The following is a 16831-nucleotide window of genomic DNA, read 5'->3' on the forward strand; positions in this document are numbered from 1 at the left end:
GTCATTCGGCCGCCTTCAACCGATACCGGTAAGGATTATCCGGAACGGGTCGATCTAGCGCCGCAGCGCGACGAAGGCGCCGTTCGACCTGGCGGATCGCACGCACGCGTCCACGAAGGCCACCCCTTCCACGCCGTCCTCGATGCCGGGCAGCACCGCATCCGGCTTTTCGCCCTTGCCCTGCGCCGCGCGGATCAGCGCCGCAGCGTCGGAGTAGATATTGGCGAACGCCTCGATATAGCCCTCCGGGTGCCCGGCCGGCACGCGTGACGCGGTGGCCGACGCGGCATCGGACCCCGCGCCGTTGCGCGTGATCAGGCGCGTCGCCTCTCCATGCCGTGTATAGCGCAGCACGTTGGGCTGCTCCTGCTGCCAGTCGAGCCCGCCCTTGTCGCCGAACAGGCGCAGGCGCAATCCGTTCTCGTGCCCCGGAGCCACCTGGCTGCACCAGAGCATGCCGCGCGCCCCGCCTTCGTACTGCAACAGGACATGGGCATTGTCGTCCAGCGCGCGGCCGTCACCGAACGACTGGAGGTCGGCCGCCAGCCGCTCGATGGCAAGCCCCGAGACATAGGACGCCAGATGAAAGGCATGCGTACCGATGTCGCCCAGTGCCCCACCGAGGCCGGCCCGCTCGGGGTCGGTACGCCATTCGGCCTGCTTGGAGCCGGCCTTTTCGACGCTGTCGGTCAGCCAGTCCTGGGCATACTCCACCTGCACCACGCGCAATCGGCCCAATGCACCCTCGGCGATCATCTGTCGCGCCTGACGGATCAGCGGGTAGGCCGAGTAGTTGTGCGTCAGCACGAACAGGGCGTTTCCACGCTCCACGGCGGCGCGCATGCGCCGTGCCTCGGCCAGCGTTCCCGTCAGCGGCTTGTCGCAGATCACGTGGATGCCGCGCTTCAGGAATTCGGTCGCGGCCGGCAGGTGCATGTGGTTGGGCGTCACGATGGCGACGGCCTCGATGCCATCCTTCAACCGTGCTTCCCTCTGCGCCATCCGGCGGAAGTCGTCATAGGTGCGGTCGGGCGCAAGTCCGAGCGCCAGGCCGCTTTCCCGTGCCTTTTCCGGGGTGGACGACAGCGCACCGGCAACCAGCGTGTACCGGCCGTCCAGCCTGGCCGCCATGCGATGGACGCCACCGATAAAGGCGCCGCTGCCGCCGCCGACCATGCCGAGGCGGATGGGGGTCGTGTCCGTGTTCAATGTCATCTCCCGAGACCGAGGATCTGTCGGTTGCGCGCGTCGTCCGTACCGGCGGCGGCGAAGTCGTCGAAGGCACGGTCGGTGACGCGAATGATATGATCGCGCACGAAGGCCGCGCCCTCGCGCGCACCGTCTTCCGGATGCTTGAGGGCGCACTCCCACTCGACGACCGCCCAGCCGTCGAAATCGTATTGCGCGAGCTTCGAGAAGACGGCGGTAAAGTCCACCTGTCCATCGCCCGGGCTGCGGAACCGCCCGGCGCGGTCTATCCAGGGCTGATAGCCGCCATAGACGCCCTGCCGGCCGGTGGGGTTGAACTCGGCATCCTTGACGTGAAACATCGAGATGCGCTCGTGGTAGATGTCGATGTTCTGCAGGTAATCCAGCCCCTGCAGCACATAGTGGGACGGATCGTAGAGCATGCGGGCCCGCTGATGGCCGCCGACCCGCTCGAGGAACATCTCATAGGAGATGCCGTCATGCAGGTCTTCGCCGGGGTGGATCTCGAAGCAGATGTCGACGCCGACATCCTCCGCATGGTCGAGGATCGGTTTCCAGCGTTGTGCCAGTTCGTCGAAGGCCGCCTCGATCAAGCCGGCGGGGCGCTGCGGCCATGGGTAAACATACGGCCAGGCCAGCGCCCCCGAGAAGGCCGCGATGGCCGGCAGGCCAAGGTTTGCCGCGGCGGACAGCGTCTTGCGGAGCTGGTCCACCGCCCACTCCTGACGCGCCTGCGGCCGGCCGCGCACGGCCTCCGGGGCAAACCCGTCGAACAGAAGATCATAGGCCGGATGCACGGCAACGAGCTGGCCCTGCAGATGGGCGGACAATTCGGTGAAAACCGTACCGTGTGCGCCCAGCCGCCCGGCAAGCTCCTGCGCGTAATCGCGCGATGTGGCCGCAAGGCCGACATCCATCAAGCGCATGTCGCCCGTCGGCACCTGCAGGCCGATATAGCCGCAATCGGCTGCCCACCCGGCAAGCCCATCGAGCGTGTCGAAGGGGGCCTCGTCCCCGACGAACTGAGCCAGGAACAGGCCGGGGCCCTTCATCGTCTTCATCTGCAACCTCCCTGCAGCGAGCCGGATTGACAGCGGCTTCTGTAATCGATTGCATGCAAGGGTCGCACAGCGCGTTTTGCTTTACAAGCAGCGCATACTCGGCATTAACGCGCTTTTGGCGGGGCGAGCGGTCATGACGGTGCGCAGGGCAAGGGCAGGCGAAGCGGGCAAACCGCCGAGGGTGCGGGATGTCGCCCGGATTGCCGGCGTTTCCACGGCCACGGTCAGCCGTACCCTGTCCAACCCCGCGCTGGTGTCCGAGGCGACCCGTCTTACGGTGGAGCAGGCGATCCGCGAGTCGGGCTACACGGTCAATCTGGCCGCGCGCAACTTGCGGCAGAACCGTACCGGCGGTGTCCTGGCGCTGGTGCCCAGCATCGCCAACCCGTTCTTCTCGCGCATTCTCGCCGGCATCGGCGCAGTGCTGCGGGCGGAGGGACTGAACCTCCTGATCGCCGATACGCGCGTCATGCCGGACGAAAGGGGAAGGCTGTTCGACCTCGCAAGCCGATCCAGGACCGACGGTCTTATCGTCCTGGACGGCTCCATCCCCCCGGACGTCCTGACTGCCGAGGCCGCACCCCCCGTGGTGCAGGCCTGCGAGTGGATCGAAGGGCTGCATGCGCCGAGTGTCAGGGCCGACAATGCTGGCGGCGCGTTCCTTGCGGTGGCGCATCTGGTGAAACTCGGCCATCGCCGGATCGGCCATCTGGAAGGGCCGCCCGACAACCGGTTGACGCAGGCGCGCACGGAAGGGCTACTGGCTGGGCTTGCGGCGAGCGGCCTTGCGCTCGATCCGCAATGGAGCCTGAGCGGCAACTTTTCGCTGGAGAGCGGGCGGGCAGCGGCCCACCGGATCGCGGCGATGCGCGATCGGCCGACCGCCGTGATCTGCGACAATGACGAGATGGCCTGCGGGTTTATTGCCGAGCTCCAGCGGTTGGGTCTGACCGTGCCGGACGATCTGTCGGTCGTGGGCTTCGACGATATCGAGTTTGCCGCCCATGTGACGCCCGCATTGACGACCATCCGCCAGCAAAGGGAAGAGATCGGCTCCGCCGCCGCGCGTCTGATGCTGGATCTGTTGGCCGGACGGGACACGAAGGCCGAGACGATCCTGTCGGTGGAACTCGTCGTCCGTGCCTCCACGGCAGCCATCCGGAGCTGATTGCATCGGCCGATGTTATCGATTACATTTCTACCCTGGGTTGGAGATCTCGGGAGGAAATCATGCTCGGTAAACTGGTCGGCGCGGCCGTATTCGGCGCGCTCATGGCAGGTGTGGCGCATGCGGAGACATTCCGCATCGGGCTGTCGAACAGCTTCGTCGGTTCGGAATGGCGAACCCAGATGATCGAAGAGGCGCAGGCTGCCGCGGCGGCCTGGAAGGACAAGGGCGTGGATGTCGAAGTCGTCGTGCAGAGCGGCGATGTCGACGTGCAGGGCCAGATCGGCCATATCCGCAACTTCATCAATCAGGGCGTGAACGCCATCATCATCAATCCGGGCAGCCCCACGGCTTTCAGCCCGGTCTTCGCGCAGGCCAAGGCGCGCGATATCCTGGTGATCGCAACCGATGCCGAGGTTGCGTCGAAGGACGCCATCTATGTCGGGATCGACCAGAAGGCTTGGGCGGCGCAGTCGGCCGAATGGCTGGCCGAGGCGCTGGGCGGCAAGGGCAACCTCGTCACCATCAACGGCATTGCCGGCAATCCGGCGAACGAAGCCCGCGTTGCCGGGTATCGCGAAGTCTTCGCGCAGCATCCCGATATCAAGATCCTGAACGAGGCGAACGCCAACTGGGACCAGGCACAGGGCCAGCAGACGATGCAGAACCTGCTTGCCACCTATCCGGACATCCAGGGCGTGTGGGTGCAGGACGGAATGGCGGACGGGGCGTGGCGCGCGATCGAGGCCGCGGGCAAGAAGGATTCCATCGCGGCCACCGGCGAGATCCGCAAGGATTTCATGACCCGCTGGGAAAGCGAGGGGCTCAATTCGGCCGCCTCCGTCAACCCTCCGGGCGTCATGGCCAGCGCACTCAACGTGGCGGTCCTGGCCTTGCAGGGCAAGGAATTCAAGGATGGCGTCTTCGGTGGCCCGAACGCCAATGCCATCTACATTCCCATTCCCTTCGTCGACAATGACAACCTTGCCGAAAACCTGAAGGCCGCCGAGGACAAGCCCGGCTACTGGTCGGTTACGGCAACGGTCACTCCGGAAGAAGCAGAGGCCTTCTTCAAGTAGGACGCGCGGGCCGGGGTCATGCCCCGGCCCGATCCCGTCGCGGCAGGGAGTTTTCATGGCGGCCATACTGGAGGCGACGCACGTCGCCAAATCCTTCGGCGCGGTCAGGGCGCTGGTCAAGGGTGATCTCGTCGTGCAGCGCGGCGAGATCCACGCTTTGCTTGGCGCCAATGGCTGCGGCAAGAGCACGCTGTGCAAGGTTATCGCAGGTGCGCTTGCCCCCAGCGGCGGAACGCTTCGCATCGACGGACAGGAGCGCAGCTTCGCCTCGCCGCGCGAGGCCGAGCGCGCCGGCGTGTCGCTGTTCTATCAGGAGCTGAGCCTCGTTCCGCAACTGTCGGTCGAGAGCAACATCTTCCTCGGGCACGAGCCGCGCCGCTTTGGTTTCGTCGACAGGGCGGCGCTGCGGCGCGAAGCGGACCAACTGATCGGCCTCTTTTCCGGCGTGGTCGGCGCCTCGCTGACCCCATCGGCGACGGTTGCGGACCTGTCGCCCGACGAGCGGCAGATCGTGGAAATCCTCAAGGTCTTCGCCACCCGGCCAAAGCTGATGATCATGGACGAGGCGACCGCCGCCCTCGATGGACGACAGGCGGCACGGCTGTTCGAGATATTGCGGGCAAAGCGCGGCGACGGTGTCTCCACCATCATGATTTCGCACCGGCTGGACGAAGTCTTCGCCGTCTGCGACCGCATCACCGTCATGCGCAACGGAGAAAGCGTAGCGGCGCTCGACGTGGCTTCCACAGATCGTGCCGCCGTCGTGCATCACATGGTGGGAGATGTCGTCCTGCCGCAAAGGCCGGCGCATGCCCCAGTCCGTACGGGCCAACCGCTTCTTGCGCTCGATGCGCTGTCCGCCGACCGGTTCCGCGATGTCTCGCTGAAGATTTGGCCGGGCGAAGTCGTCGGCCTTGCCGGGTTGCAGGGGCAGGGGCAATCGGCATTGCTGCGCAGCCTCTTCGGAGCAGAACCCGCCATCGGCGGAACTCTGACACTGGATGGCGCAGAGGTTTCCATCCGCAGGCCGGGCGATGCCGTGCGCCGCGGCATCGCCTATGTGTCGGGGGATCGTGGACGCGACGCCGCCCTGCACGGACGCTCGATCTTTGAGAACGCCGTTGCCGGCATTCTGGCGCGGGAGGGCACGCGGCTGCTGCGCCCGAAGACTTTGCGCCAGCGCGCCGAGGCGGCCGCCGGCGATCTGGGGACACGCTATGCCAGCCTGGACGCGCCCATCGGCTCGTTGTCGGGCGGCAACCAGCAGAAGATCTTCATCGCACGCTGGCTTGCCACGAGGCCGCGGCTTCTGCTGCTGGACGATCCGACCAAGGGCATCGACCTCGGCGCCAAGGCGGACCTGTTCGCGCTGATGCGGCGCCTGGCGGACGAAGGGGCCGCCATCCTGTTCTATTCGTCGGAGGATTCCGAAGTGCTCGACCAGACGGACCGCTGCCTCGTCTTCAACGGCGGCCGCGTGGTGACCGAGCTTTCCGGCTCGCGCATGACGGCGCTGGACCTGACGCGCGCCGCCTATGGGGAGGCCGCATGAGACGGCTGCTTCACAATCGCCCCTGGCTGATTACGCTGGCGGTCCTTGTCCTGCTGGCGGCGGTCAACACGGTATTGCAGCCATCCTTCGTCCAGCCGGCCGTACTGCAATCCAACCTGACGACCTTTCTTCCGCTCATCCTCGTCGCCATCGGGCAGACATACGTCATCCTGGCCGGCGATATCGACCTGTCGGTCGGCAGTATCGTGGCGCTGAGCAACGTGGTGACCGTCTCTGTCTTCGCGGCGCTCGGCAACGGACCGGACGCTATTCCCTATGGCATGGCGGCCGGCCTTGCGACGGGGCTTCTGGTCGGGCTGCTCAACGGCGTGCTCGTTTCCGTGCTGCGGCTTCAGCCCATCGTCACTACATTCGCAACCGGCATCGTTCTGGCGGGAGCTGCCATCTGGGTGCTGCCGCAAGCCGGCCTTCCCGTGCCCGACGGCTACTGGATGGTGTATTCCGGCACGGTGCTGGGCGTCCCGACCGTACTTCTGATCCTTGCGGCCGCGGCGCTCTGCGTCGCCATCCTGTCGCGCAGCGTCTTCCAGGCCCATCTTCTGGCCGTCGGCGGCAACCGCGCCGGCGCCTTCCAGACCGGCCTTTCGGTGGTGCGTCTTCGCATCCTGGCCTACGGGCTGTCCGGCCTGTTCTCGGCTGTCGCGGCCCTTTGCCTGACAGGCGAGACCGCATCGGGAGATCCGCTGCTGGGCGGCGCCCTCGCGCTGTCGGCCATCTCCGCGGTGGTCCTTGGCGGCACCGCGCTGTCGGGCGGGCAGGGCGGAGCGGTGGGCTCCATTCTCGGCGCGCTCGTGCTCGGGTTGATCGGCAACGTCATCTTCTTCGCCGGGCTGCCCTTCGAATACCAGACGCTCGTGCAGGGGCTTATCGTTCTTCTGGCCCTGGCCGGCGGCGTCGTCGTGACAAGGCGCACCGCATGACCCGCTCCCTCCGCACCATCGTCGCCGACCCGCTGTTTCTGGCCCTGTGTGCCGCCGCAGGCCTGCTGGCCATCGGCGAGATCCTTTCGCCTGGTTTCGCGCGCGGATCGCAGATCGTCAGCCTGCTGACCGTCGCGGCAATCCTCGGCATCGTCGCGGCAGGCCAGAATCTCGTCATCCTCGGCGGCCGGGAAGGCATAGATCTGTCCGTCGGGGCGATGATCTCGCTGGGCGCGGTTCTGGCCGGAAACGTGATGAACGGCAGCAACGCCGCGCTGCCCTTCGCCATTCTGGCGGCGGCGGGCGTGCCGTTCCTGATCGGCCTCGTCAATGGCTGCGGCATAACGCTGCTGCGCATCCCGCCACTGGTCATGACGCTGGGCATGACGGCCGTCATACAGGGTGCACTGGTGGTCTACTCGCAGGGTGTGCCTTCGGGCAGCGCCGCGCCCGCTTTGTCTGCCTTCGTGAACAGGCCGCTTATCTTCGGCATTCCGGGAATCCTGTTCGTGTGGGCGGCCATCGCGGTGCTCATGCTGTTCATGCTGCGCCGGACCCGCTTCGGCTTTTCGGTCTATGCCATCGGCTCCAACGAGCGCGCGGCGGCATTGACCGGCATTCCCGTACCGGCCGTTCGCATCCTGCTCTACGGCTTGTCCGGGTTCTTCGCGGGCCTGACCGGCCTGTTCGTCATCGGCTATACGGGCACGAGCTTCATCAGCGTCGGCAACCAGTATGTGCTGCCATCCATCATCGCCGTCGTCATCGGCGGCACGTCGCTTGCAGGCGGCACGGGCGGCTATCTGGGCACGGTCGCTGGCGCCGTCGTGCTGACGCTGCTGCAAAGCGTGCTCATAACGCTCAACCTCGATGTCTGGGCGCGGCAGATCATCTTCGGGCTGACGCTGCTTGCCCTGCTGCTGCTGTACGGGCGGCAGCGCGCATTGCGCGTGTAGGCCCGGTCACCGGTCCGAAACGTCGAACCGCTCGTCGACCGGCACCCCGAGCGACGTCGCCAAGGCGTTGGTGCGGCTGGCCAGCGCGATGACGGCCAGAAGCTCCCTGTGCATGTCCGGCGTCAGGCCCTTGGCCCTCGCGCCGGCCGTGTGCGAGTGCACGCAATAGCTGCATCCATGGGCCGTCGACACGGCAATATAGATCAGCTCCTTGGTGAGCGGGTCCAGCGCACCGTCGGCCATCACCCTGTCGATGCTGTCCCAGACATCGCGAAGTTCCACCGGATCGTGCGCCAAGGCACGCCAGAAGTTGTTGACATAATCCGTACCGCGTCGTGCACGGATTTCGTCGAACACCGCGACGGCTTCCGGGGCGGCATCACCATCGCCGAGCAACGGAACGACGGCCATCAGACCAGCGCCAGCACGCGGGCAGGGCCGCCTGTGCCGCCACGGTGCTTCGGTGCGCCGACCACGATGGTCGCCCCGAGGACGGGCAGCTCTTCCAGGTTGGCAAGCCCCTCGATGCCGTAGCGTCCGGCGGGCAACCAGGAATTATGCACCGCGAAGTCGGCCGAGTTTCCGGGATCGAGCGACAGCGTATCGACGCCGATGGCTGCTACGTCATGCTCCAGAAGCAGATCCGTTGCCGACTTTGCAAAGCCCGGAAAGGCGAATGCGCCGGCCTCGTCGTTGCGGAAGGCGGGCTGGCCCACCTTTGCCGCCCAGCCGGACCGCAGCGCCACGACCGCGCCTGCGGGCAGGTCGCCATTGGCACTGATCCACGCTTCGATGTCTGCTGCCTCCACCGTGGCGTTTGCCTCTTCCCGGGCCCGATCGGTGATGTCGATGATGGCCAGCGGGGCAACAAGGCTTCGCGGCTCGAGTTCATCGACGCTGGTGCCATCGGCGCTGAAGTGCAGCGGCGCATCGATATGGGTGCCGGTGTGCTCGAAGATGGTCAGCTTGTGCAGCTGATAGCCGCTGTCCTCGAACTTGACCGCCCATTCATAGGTGATGCCGGGTTTGCCGTCGAAGGTCGGGAAATCAGAATCGTATGTGTGCGTCAGGTCTACGACGCGGCCGGCCTGGGCCTGGGCCTGGGCAAGAGCGGGCCGGAGGAATGCGCCCGGCATCGCCGCGGCGGCTCCGGCGACGAGGGCGCCGCCCAGAAGCGCCCGGCGCGACAGCATCGACCGCTTCACGCCCTCCATCACACAATGATTGCACATGCCGCACATCCCCGTAACGATGAAACCAGTCGGTACGGGGATGCTAATTACAAGTTTGCTACGAGGACAAGTCGATGCGCCGCCATCGGCAGATCAGCGATACTCGAACCAGTTCTCGTCGACGACGTGCCTTTCATCGAAAAACCAGGCGGTCGCCTGAATATCATCGCTGCCCGCGACATTGAAGATGCGTTGCCAGCTATTGCGAACCCTGCTTCTGAATGGTTCGGGATAGGGACGATCGCACATTCTTATTCCGGCAGCCGTCAGATCGGCCTCGAACGCTTCGTCCTCCGCCATGCCTCGATCACGCGCACGCTCATCCGCCAGGCACCAATCGTTCAGGCACGCGTGCCAGGCGCCGAAATCGCTAAGTACAACCGTCTCGTCGGGAACTTCAAGCGAGACGAGGACATGATCGCGCAAGTGGCGGAAGTCCTTATCGTCCATACGGGGTTTCGGGCCTTTCCGCCACAGTCGCCAAGCCCAGACCGGCCACCGCGGGACGCCATCGGGTGGCGGCCCGATCCGTTCCTCCATGCGGTCGGCAAGCCATTCGTAGGCCGGCTTGAAGTCTGGGAAATCAATCAGGTCGGGCCGACCAATAAAGCGTCCCTCACGCTTCATAAAGTCTCGCCCCTTTTCGCACATGATGACGTGTATGCGCATCCGACGCCTCCCCGTCCCATGCCGATAGAGGCGCAGTGCAGGTACAGCAATCGGCCTTCCCGGATAGTCGCAGCGAGGAGAAACGAGAAGTAACAAGTCGTGAGCGACTCACAGTAGCCAGCGTTGAGGCTACGCAAACAACCCATTGAAATCATGAATTTTGAAAAGTGCGGCCTGCGTTGGATAGAATTTGTGGAAAAGCATGAGTGACGGCACCAGCGGCGGTACCTGCAGTCAGAGGGCGCAGCGACTGCGCCCTCGCTCATTTCAGCCTCAACCAGCCCGGCGCCCCATACGCGTAGCGCTCGCGTTTCGGCGCCGATCAAGATTGCATCAAGGCTGATCCGCCATCAATGCGGATGTGCGCCCTGCGGATCAATAACGCCGGCCGTCCCGGTAGTACCGGTCGTCGCGGTAGTAGCGATCGTCGCGCCGGTCATAGTCGCGCCGGTCGTAACGGCGATCGTCGACATAGCGGCGATCGTCGCGCGGGGCGGTGGCTCGGCCGATCAGCGCGCCGCCACCGGCGCCTGCCAGGCCGCCGATGATCGCGCCGTCGGTGCCGCCGATCGCATTGCCGACAAGCGCGCCGCCGGCGCCGCCGATGCCGGCGCCTGCCAGCGTCCGCTCATTGGTCGTGCAGCCGGTGATCGTCAGCGCCGCAAGCCCAAGTCCAAGCACCATTCCAAAAGTCCTGGCCATTCCAGCCTCCCTTTTTTCGGTCACGCGCCCGTCAAGGCACCATGTTCAGTTTCGAAATGTCCGAAACGCACCCTGCGTCAAGATGCGGGCAGGGCGGCAGCCGAAGAATGTGCCTTCCCCGATGTGCGCGATAACGACGAAGCGGGTCTATGAACTGCGTCGTCCTCTTCCGCATTGCGACGGCGACGATCCTGTTGTCTATGTCAGTGCCGACAACGCCGGAAAAAGGACACCGCTTGTGAGCGAGGCCACCCTCTTTGCCAGATTCGTAGCCTTGGTAGGGCAATGTGCAGTCGCCATCCGTCACTCGGGCCAGGGCCAGACGGCGCCGGTCTATGGCGCGGCTCCGGCTATTCCGCTTGCCAAGCCGCAAGGCAAGGTGCCGACGCTGAAGATGCCGACGGCCAGGGGATGGGAGGGCGACCACAAGCCCGTTGCCGCGCCGGGGTTGAAGGTCAATGCCTTTGCGCGAAAGTTGGTGCATCCGCGCAATATGCACGTTCTGCCGAATGGCGATGTCCTGGTGGCCGAATCGATGGGAGAGCAGGAGACCCCGCGTTCCCTCTTCGACCATGCCATGTCCGCAACGATGAAGCGGGCCCGTGCCGCGGGTAACAGCCCCAACCGGATCACGCTGCTGCGCGATGCCGACGGCGATGGAGTTGCCGAGGAAAGCCACGCCTATATCGAAGGGGTTCGCCAGCCATTCGGGTTCGCGCTTGTCAACGGGACGCTCTATGTCGGCGCCAGCGACGCCTTGCTGGCCTACCCCTACGTGCCCGGTTCGAACCGGATAACGGCGCCCGCCACGAAGCTGATGGACCTTATTCCCGGCGGGCACTGGACGCGCAATCTCATTGCCAGCAAGGACGGCTCGAAGCTGTATGTGGCCGTCGGCTCGTTGAGCAATATCGGCGACGAAGGCATGGCCGCGGAAGAAAACCGCGCTTGTATCCACGAATACGATCTGGCGACGGGGCAATCGCGCATCTATGCGGGTGGCTTGCGCAACCCCGTCGGCATGGCCTTCGAGCCCGAGGGCGGGCTGCTGTGGACGGTCGTCAACGAGCGCGATGGTCTCGGCGATGAAACACCGCCCGATTATCTGACCTCCGTTCGCGATGGCGCCTTCTACGGATGGCCATACTGCTACTGGAACCGCGTGGTGGACGATCGCGTGCCGCAGGACAAAGCGAAAGTCGCCTCGGCGACGCAGCCCGATTATGCGCTCGGCGGACATACGGCGTCGCTCGGGCTCTGCTGGCTTCCGGAAGGAACGTTGCCCGGCTTCCCGGCCGGCATGGCCATCGGCCAGCATGGCTCGTGGAACCGCTCGAAGCTGTCGGGCTACAAGCTGGCCTTCGTCGCTTTCGATAATGGCAAGCCCGTCGGCATGCCTCGCGACATCCTGACCGGTTTCCTGTCGCCGGATGAGAAATTCTCGTTCGGTCGCCCGGTGGGGGTGGCGCTGGCGGCCGATGGTGCGGTCCTGATGGCCGACGATGTGGGCGACGTCATCTGGCGCGTAACGGGCGCTTAAACCGCGCGGCAATACGGCCCTGGTCAGAAGGCGAGGGCGGCCCCATCCGATCGCGGATCGGTGGCCGCTTCCATAAGCCCATCGGGATGCAGCACGGCTGCGCCCGCATGGCCCATCGCATCGCTGAAATTCGCCAGAAGCTCGGTTGCGTGGCCGCGCTGACGCAGCGTTTCCACCGTCTGCGTATCGAACCGCCCTTCGAGCTTCAAGGTGGTGCTGTCCTCTCCCCATGTGCGGCCCAGAAGCCAGCGCGGCGCGGTGATGGCGGCCTGCAACGGCATGCCGTGGTGGACATGGCGGGTAAAAACCGCCGCCTGGGTCTGCGGTTGTCCTTCGCCGCCCATGGTGCCGTAAGCCATCAGGCGTCCGTCCGAAAGCTCGGCCATGGCGGGGTTCAACGTATGGAAGGGGCGTGCGCCGGGGCGGAGCTGGTTTGGCCCGGGCTGCAGCGAGAAGGCCGAACCCCTGTTCTGGAACTGAATGCCGGTTTCAGGCGCTGTCAGGCCGGAGCCGAACTCCCAGAAGACACTTTGAATGAAGCTTACGACGGTTCCTTCGCTGTCGGCGGCTCCCATCCAGATGGTATCGCCGCGTTTGGCGACATGCGGCCAAGCAAGCGCCCGGCCACGGTCCACCTGGCTTGCCAGCGCATCCAGACGATCGGGCGCCAGCCAGGTCGATGCGGCCTCCGCCATATGGTCGGGATCGCCAAGGCCGTCATTGCGCAGGATGAAAGCCTGTTTCGTGGCTTCGACCAGCAGATGGATATGGTCGGCGGAGCAGGAGGCTTCATCCCGCAGGAGCCTGTCGTAGAGAGCCAGGATCATCAGTGCCGACACGCCCTGCGTGGGTGGCGTCATGTTGTACAGGCGGCCCCACCGCGTGGTGACCGACAGGGGCTCGACCAATTCCGCGTCGAAGCGGTTGAAGTCCGCCAGTTGCAGCGGGCTTCCGGCGCGCTCGAGAAAGCGGGCGTTGGCCTCTGCGATGGCCCCCCGGTAGAAGCCGTCCAGCCCGTGCTCGGCAAGATGGCGCAAAGTGGACGCAAGCGCCTCCTGCCGCAGCCTGGAGCCGGCCGCCGGCACGGCGCCGCCCGGCAGGTAGATTTCGGCGAAGCTGTCCACATTCTTCAGTTCGTCGAGTTTCGCGGCGGTCGTCACGGCCTGGTTCTGGCTGACGGCGATGCCTTCGGCGGCATAGTCGATGGCAGGGGCCAGCAGCCGCGACAGCGGCAGGCGGCGCCCCTCGGGCATGAGGTTGAGCGCCTTTGCCCAGCCCGCGATGGTGCCCGGCACGGTAACGGCGACAAGCGCGCCACGGGTCGGTATGACGCTGCAATCCCGGTCGCGATACCATTGGGGTGTCGCACGCATGGCCGCGCGGCCACATGCCGAAATGCCGACCGGGCTTTCGCCCTTTCTTCGGACCAGCCAGAAGCCGTCACCGCCGATGCCGTTCATATGGGGATAGACGACGGCAATCGTCGCCGCCGCCGATATCATCGCCTCCACAGCCGTTCCGCCTTCGGCAAGCACGCTCTGGCCGGCCAGCGCGGCGATGCGGTGCGGCGCGGTGAACGCGCCCTTGTAGCCGAAAGAGGTGGTCAGCATGCGGGTGCTCCTGCAAGGCAATCATATACGGTCAGCGCCAGTATGGAGGCCAGCACCGGCAGTTCGGCAATGTCGAGATGCTCATCCGGACCGCCGAGATTATGCGGTGTCAAGCCAAGCACGATGGTTGGCATGCCCGCCCTGCGCCAAAACTCGAACCGCGTCGATCTAACCCACCCGCCGGATTGTCGATCGGCTGGTTCCGGCCGATCTGTTATCTCGCAGCGAAGACACAGAGGATCGGCGACGCACAAAGCCTATAAGGAGTTGCCGCAGACAGTGCCGCAGGATCTGGCGCGCCGCCTACTGGCGATCCTGTTCGAGCTTCAGCCGCATCTGGACAGCTTCAATGGCCCGCCCTCGGCTTCGCCGACACGAGGCCCGGGGGGCACAAGCGCTAGACCTTATGGAATCAGGGGGCAGTTCGGCGCCTTTCACGCGCGCGGGCCTCAAGCACCGACAGCGTGTTCAGGCGAAGGAGGGCTCGAGCGCTGTGGCGGCCGAGGCGAGCTTGGTCAGATAGTCAGCGTGGTTGCGAAGGGCATCGGCCTTCGGTGCGACAAGGCAGAGTGTGGCCGCCGCCGTGCCGTCCGGCCGGGTAATCGGCACCGCAAAGCAGTGCGTGTAGCTGTCGACGATCGAATCGAAGGTGAAGTAGCCGTCCGCGACGGCCTTATGGGCCTGCCTGGCGAACTCGTCGAGCGGGAGCCACTCCCCGGACGGCAGTTGGAAATCCTCTGCCGGCACAAAGGCGCGGATCTCTTCCTGGCTGAGGTGGCCAAGCAGAAGGCGGCCGGAGGCAGTCCACGGAATAGGCGTGCGCTCGCCGACGCTGGACGAGATGCGAAAGGGCCGCGAGCCTTCGCGCATCATCGCGACCGTGTACTTGTTGCCATCGAGGAGACAGAACTGGGCAGTCTCCTGCGTCTCGGCCGCCAGGCGGTCCAGCACCATCGAAACGCGGCTCGGCATGTCGGAATGGTGGCCGTAGGCCTGCCCGTAGAGAAACAGGCGGCGACCGAGGAAGACGCGCCCTTCGGCGTCGGCCGCTTCCAGGACGTCGAGCTTCACGAGGGCGGAAACGATCTCATAGATGGTCGATCGCGGAGCGCCCATCGCAGCCGCGATCTCGTTGGGACGGAGCGGGCGGCCTGCCTCGCGCAGAGCGTCGAGAATCTCGAAGGCCCGGTCGAGCCCACGGGCCCGCCGGTTGACGGTCTTCTCCTCGCGCAAATCCATCCCGCTCTCCGATCTCGATCCGGCGGTTATTTCCGCTTGTAGGCCACGCAGTCAATCTCGACCTTGCAATCGACCATCATGGACGACTGCACGCAGGCGCGGGCCGGCGGCGCAGCCCCGAAATACTCGGCATAGACGGCGTTGAAGCTCCAGAAATCGCGCGGGTCGTCGAGCCACACGCCGACACGCACGACATCTCCCAGGTCGTAGCCGGCCTCGGTGAGGATGGCGATCAGGTTTTGCATCGTCCTGTGCGTCTGCTGGATGATTCCGCCCGGTACGATCTCGCCGTTCTCCATGGCCACCTGGCCGGAGACGTAGAGCCAGCCATCGGCTTCCACGGCGCGGGCGAAGGGCAACGGCTTGCCGCCGGCGCCGGTCTCGCCGGCTCCATAGCGCTTGAGGGTCATATGATTTATCCTGTCAGTTGAAGCGTGAGGATTGAAGGAAAGCGGCGAGGCGCTCGGTCTTCGGAGCGGCGAACATCTCGCGCGGGTCGCCCTCTTCGCCGATGCGCCCACCGTTCATGAAGATGACGCGGCTCGACACCTCGTAGGCGAAGCGCATTTCGTGGGTCACGAGGAGCATGGTCATGCCGTCTTCGGCAAGCGAGCGTACGACCTGCAGCACCTCGGCGACGAGTTCTGGATCGAGCGCCGATGTCACCTCGTCGAACAGCATCAGGCGCGGGCTCATGGCGATGGCGCGGGCGATCGCCACCCGCTGCTGCTGGCCGCCCGACAACTTGGACGGGTACTGGTCCTTGCGGCCCAGAAGGCCGACACGATCGAGCCAGGTTTCCCCAAGTGCCTTTGCCTCGTCGCGGCCCATCTTTCGAACGAGGGTCAGGCCAAGCGTGACGTTTTCCAGCGCCGTCATGTGCGGGAAGAGGTTGAATTGCTGGAAGGCCATGCCGGTCAGCGCGCGTTGACGCGCGATCTCTTTTTCCGCCTTGCGCCGGCGCTGACCGTTTGCGGTGGTGAAGCCGATTTCCTCGCCATCGATGCGGATCGTGCCGCCCTCGAACTCTTCCAGCATGTTGATGCAGCGCAGCATCGTGGTCTTGCCGGAGCCTGACGAGCCGATGATCGAGATCACTTCGCCGGGCTTTACGTCGCAATCGACGCCCTTCAGGACCTCGACGGGGCCGTAGCTCTTCCGAAGGTCTCGTATCTCCAAAAGGTTCGCTGTCATGGGAGCGCCTTTCACGCGACGCTCACGCGGCGCTCGACATGGCGGCCGAGACGCTCGATGGCGTAGTTGACGATGAAGTAGAGGAAGCCGGCGAAGAGATAGAATTCGAGGCTGTGGAAGGCGCGGCTGATGACCTCCTGCGTGCGAAGGAGTAGCTCGGCGACGCCGATCACGGAAAGCAGCGTCGACGCCTTCACCATCTCGGCTGCCGTATTGATCAAGGGCGGCAGCGCCAGGCGCAGCGCCTGGGGCCCAAGCACGTATCGAAAGGTCTGCCCGAAAGTCAGGCCAATCGCCTTGGCAGCCTCGGTCTGCCCCTTGTGAACGGTCTGGAGTGCGCCGCGCGTGATCTCGCCCACATGCGAGGCGCAGAATAACGTCAGCGCCAGGACGCCGGCCTGGAAGGCGGTCAGGTCTAGCCCAACAGTGCCGAGGATGTAGAAACTGGCGAGAACCAGCACAAGAACCGGCGTTCCCCGGATCACATCGGTGTAGACGCGCGCCAGTAGGCGGACGAAGCGGTTGCCGTATGTAAGCGCAAGGCCAAGGCCGGTGCCGAGTACCGTGCCGCCGAGAATGGCAAGGAAGGAGATCGCGACCGTGGTGCCGAGGCCGTAGAGAAGCGGCCAGCGCGCCAGCCAGACGATCTCGAAGAAGGAGGGAGGTGCGTTCACGGGCC

18 protein-coding genes are annotated in these 16831 nt (G+C 65.3%); 6 read left to right on the forward strand and 12 right to left on the reverse strand.

The window, feature by feature from the left end; translation table 11 throughout:
* Nucleotides 1-54: 54 nt before the first annotated feature.
* Nucleotides 55-1176: a Gfo/Idh/MocA family protein gene (locus tag AUL31_RS03435; RefSeq protein ID WP_060601811.1), complete on the reverse strand. Its 1122-nt coding sequence runs from the start codon at nucleotides 1174-1176 to the stop codon at nucleotides 55-57.
* Nucleotides 1177-1211: 35 nt separating this feature from the next.
* On the reverse strand, nucleotides 1212-2270 hold the full coding sequence (locus AUL31_RS03440) for a sugar phosphate isomerase/epimerase family protein (protein WP_060601331.1): 1059 nt from the start codon (nucleotides 2268-2270) through the stop codon (nucleotides 1212-1214).
* 133 nt (nucleotides 2271-2403) lie between these two features.
* Here AUL31_RS03440 and AUL31_RS03445 point away from each other — a divergent pair, with 133 nt between their 5' ends.
* The 5 genes from AUL31_RS03445 (at nucleotide 2404) to AUL31_RS03465 (ending at nucleotide 7966) form a co-directional block, all read left to right on the forward strand.
* Nucleotides 2404-3438, forward strand: coding sequence for a LacI family DNA-binding transcriptional regulator (locus AUL31_RS03445; protein WP_060601814.1), 1035 nt, complete (start codon nucleotides 2404-2406; stop codon nucleotides 3436-3438).
* Between the two features lie 62 nt (nucleotides 3439-3500).
* On the forward strand, nucleotides 3501-4517 hold the full coding sequence (locus AUL31_RS03450; protein ID WP_060601334.1) for a substrate-binding domain-containing protein: 1017 nt from the start codon (nucleotides 3501-3503) through the stop codon (nucleotides 4515-4517).
* 55 nt (nucleotides 4518-4572) lie between these two features.
* Nucleotides 4573-6069: a sugar ABC transporter ATP-binding protein gene (locus tag AUL31_RS03455; RefSeq protein ID WP_060601337.1), complete on the forward strand. Its 1497-nt coding sequence runs from the start codon at nucleotides 4573-4575 to the stop codon at nucleotides 6067-6069.
* Nucleotides 6066-7010, forward strand: coding sequence for an ABC transporter permease (locus AUL31_RS03460; protein ID WP_060601340.1), 945 nt, complete (start codon nucleotides 6066-6068; stop codon nucleotides 7008-7010). Before AUL31_RS03455 ends, AUL31_RS03460 begins: the two co-directional genes overlap by 4 nt.
* Complete coding sequence (locus AUL31_RS03465; protein WP_060601342.1) at nucleotides 7007-7966, forward strand: ABC transporter permease; 960 nt, start codon at nucleotides 7007-7009, stop codon at nucleotides 7964-7966. Before AUL31_RS03460 ends, AUL31_RS03465 begins: the two co-directional genes overlap by 4 nt.
* A gap of 6 nt (nucleotides 7967-7972) precedes the next feature.
* On the opposite strand, the gene AUL31_RS03470 is transcribed toward AUL31_RS03465, so the two are convergent.
* The 4 genes from AUL31_RS03470 to AUL31_RS20650 all read right to left on the reverse strand — a co-directional run bounded on the left by AUL31_RS03470 (nucleotide 7973) and on the right by AUL31_RS20650 (nucleotide 10569).
* Entirely contained in the window at nucleotides 7973-8377 is a 405-nt protein-coding gene (locus AUL31_RS03470; protein WP_060601345.1) for a carboxymuconolactone decarboxylase family protein, read from the reverse strand.
* The gene (locus AUL31_RS03475) at nucleotides 8377-9198 is read right to left on the reverse strand and encodes a cyclase family protein (RefSeq protein ID WP_060601349.1); all 822 of its coding nucleotides are present in this window, start codon (nucleotides 9196-9198) and stop codon (nucleotides 8377-8379) included. The genes AUL31_RS03470 and AUL31_RS03475 overlap by 1 nt, the downstream gene beginning before the upstream one ends.
* A gap of 93 nt (nucleotides 9199-9291) precedes the next feature.
* Nucleotides 9292-9867 carry a DUF3841 domain-containing protein gene (locus AUL31_RS03480; RefSeq protein WP_082646759.1) on the reverse strand — a complete coding sequence of 192 codons (576 nt, stop codon included), beginning with the start codon at nucleotides 9865-9867 and terminating at the stop codon, nucleotides 9292-9294.
* A 375-nt stretch (nucleotides 9868-10242) separates the two neighbouring features.
* Nucleotides 10243-10569, reverse strand: a complete 327-nt coding sequence (locus AUL31_RS20650; protein ID WP_192386986.1) for a hypothetical protein — start codon at nucleotides 10567-10569, stop codon at nucleotides 10243-10245.
* A 238-nt stretch (nucleotides 10570-10807) separates the two neighbouring features.
* On the opposite strand from AUL31_RS20650, the gene AUL31_RS03490 reads away from it, so the two are divergent.
* Entirely contained in the window at nucleotides 10808-12109 is a 1302-nt protein-coding gene (locus AUL31_RS03490; protein ID WP_060601819.1) for a PQQ-dependent sugar dehydrogenase, read from the forward strand.
* A gap of 23 nt (nucleotides 12110-12132) precedes the next feature.
* On the opposite strand, the gene AUL31_RS03495 is transcribed toward AUL31_RS03490, so the two are convergent.
* From AUL31_RS03495 to AUL31_RS03515, 6 genes are all read right to left on the reverse strand, one after another.
* Nucleotides 12133-13719 carry a gamma-glutamyltransferase family protein gene (locus AUL31_RS03495; RefSeq protein WP_060601353.1) on the reverse strand — a complete coding sequence of 529 codons (1587 nt, stop codon included), beginning with the start codon at nucleotides 13717-13719 and terminating at the stop codon, nucleotides 12133-12135.
* Nucleotides 13713-13853: a hypothetical protein gene (locus tag AUL31_RS20205; protein WP_156417282.1), complete on the reverse strand. Its 141-nt coding sequence runs from the start codon at nucleotides 13851-13853 to the stop codon at nucleotides 13713-13715. The genes AUL31_RS03495 and AUL31_RS20205 overlap by 7 nt, the downstream gene beginning before the upstream one ends.
* Nucleotides 13854-14187: 334 nt before the next feature.
* Nucleotides 14188-14958 (reverse strand): IclR family transcriptional regulator, encoded by a 771-nt coding sequence (locus AUL31_RS03500; RefSeq protein WP_060601356.1) that lies wholly within the window; start codon nucleotides 14956-14958, stop codon nucleotides 14188-14190.
* 26 nt (nucleotides 14959-14984) lie between these two features.
* On the reverse strand, nucleotides 14985-15368 hold the full coding sequence (locus AUL31_RS03505; RefSeq protein WP_060601358.1) for a RidA family protein: 384 nt from the start codon (nucleotides 15366-15368) through the stop codon (nucleotides 14985-14987).
* 13 nt (nucleotides 15369-15381) lie between these two features.
* Nucleotides 15382-16152 (reverse strand): amino acid ABC transporter ATP-binding protein, encoded by a 771-nt coding sequence (locus AUL31_RS03510; protein WP_060601361.1) that lies wholly within the window; start codon nucleotides 16150-16152, stop codon nucleotides 15382-15384.
* 11 nt (nucleotides 16153-16163) lie between these two features.
* Nucleotides 16164-16826 carry an amino acid ABC transporter permease gene (locus AUL31_RS03515; RefSeq protein WP_060601364.1) on the reverse strand — a complete coding sequence of 221 codons (663 nt, stop codon included), beginning with the start codon at nucleotides 16824-16826 and terminating at the stop codon, nucleotides 16164-16166.
* Nucleotides 16827-16831 lie beyond the last annotated feature (5 nt).

The sequence above is a fragment of the Aureimonas altamirensis genome (genome assembly GCF_001463885.1).
Classification (GTDB): domain Bacteria; phylum Pseudomonadota; class Alphaproteobacteria; order Rhizobiales; family Rhizobiaceae; genus Aureimonas; species Aureimonas altamirensis.

Bases quoted from the DNA above. Each gene is read 5' to 3' on its own strand.
- AUL31_RS03435 (WP_060601811.1), bottom strand. From the start codon at position 1,176: ATGGTCGGCGGCGGCAGCGGCGCCTTTATCGGTGGCGTCCATCGCATG.
- AUL31_RS03440 (WP_060601331.1), bottom strand. From the start codon at position 2,270: ATGAAGACGATGAAGGGCCCCGGCCTGTTCCTGGCTCAGTTCGTCGGG.
- AUL31_RS03445 (WP_060601814.1), top strand. From the start codon at position 2,404: ATGACGGTGCGCAGGGCAAGGGCAGGCGAAGCGGGCAAACCGCCGAGG.
- AUL31_RS03450 (WP_060601334.1), top strand. From the start codon at position 3,501: ATGCTCGGTAAACTGGTCGGCGCGGCCGTATTCGGCGCGCTCATGGCA.
- AUL31_RS03455 (WP_060601337.1), top strand. From the start codon at position 4,573: ATGGCGGCCATACTGGAGGCGACGCACGTCGCCAAATCCTTCGGCGCG.
- AUL31_RS03460 (WP_060601340.1), top strand. From the start codon at position 6,066: ATGAGACGGCTGCTTCACAATCGCCCCTGGCTGATTACGCTGGCGGTC.
- AUL31_RS03465 (WP_060601342.1), top strand. From the start codon at position 7,007: ATGACCCGCTCCCTCCGCACCATCGTCGCCGACCCGCTGTTTCTGGCC.
- AUL31_RS03470 (WP_060601345.1), bottom strand. From the start codon at position 8,377: ATGGCCGTCGTTCCGTTGCTCGGCGATGGTGATGCCGCCCCGGAAGCC.
- AUL31_RS03475 (WP_060601349.1), bottom strand. From the start codon at position 9,198: ATGTGCAATCATTGTGTGATGGAGGGCGTGAAGCGGTCGATGCTGTCG.
- AUL31_RS03480 (WP_082646759.1), bottom strand. From the start codon at position 9,867: ATGCGCATACACGTCATCATGTGCGAAAAGGGGCGAGACTTTATGAAG.
- AUL31_RS20650 (WP_192386986.1), bottom strand. From the start codon at position 10,569: ATGGCCAGGACTTTTGGAATGGTGCTTGGACTTGGGCTTGCGGCGCTG.
- AUL31_RS03495 (WP_060601353.1), bottom strand. From the start codon at position 13,719: ATGCTGACCACCTCTTTCGGCTACAAGGGCGCGTTCACCGCGCCGCAC.
- AUL31_RS20205 (WP_156417282.1), bottom strand. From the start codon at position 13,853: ATGCCAACCATCGTGCTTGGCTTGACACCGCATAATCTCGGCGGTCCG.
- AUL31_RS03500 (WP_060601356.1), bottom strand. From the start codon at position 14,958: ATGGATTTGCGCGAGGAGAAGACCGTCAACCGGCGGGCCCGTGGGCTC.
- AUL31_RS03505 (WP_060601358.1), bottom strand. From the start codon at position 15,368: ATGACCCTCAAGCGCTATGGAGCCGGCGAGACCGGCGCCGGCGGCAAG.
- AUL31_RS03510 (WP_060601361.1), bottom strand. From the start codon at position 16,152: ATGACAGCGAACCTTTTGGAGATACGAGACCTTCGGAAGAGCTACGGC.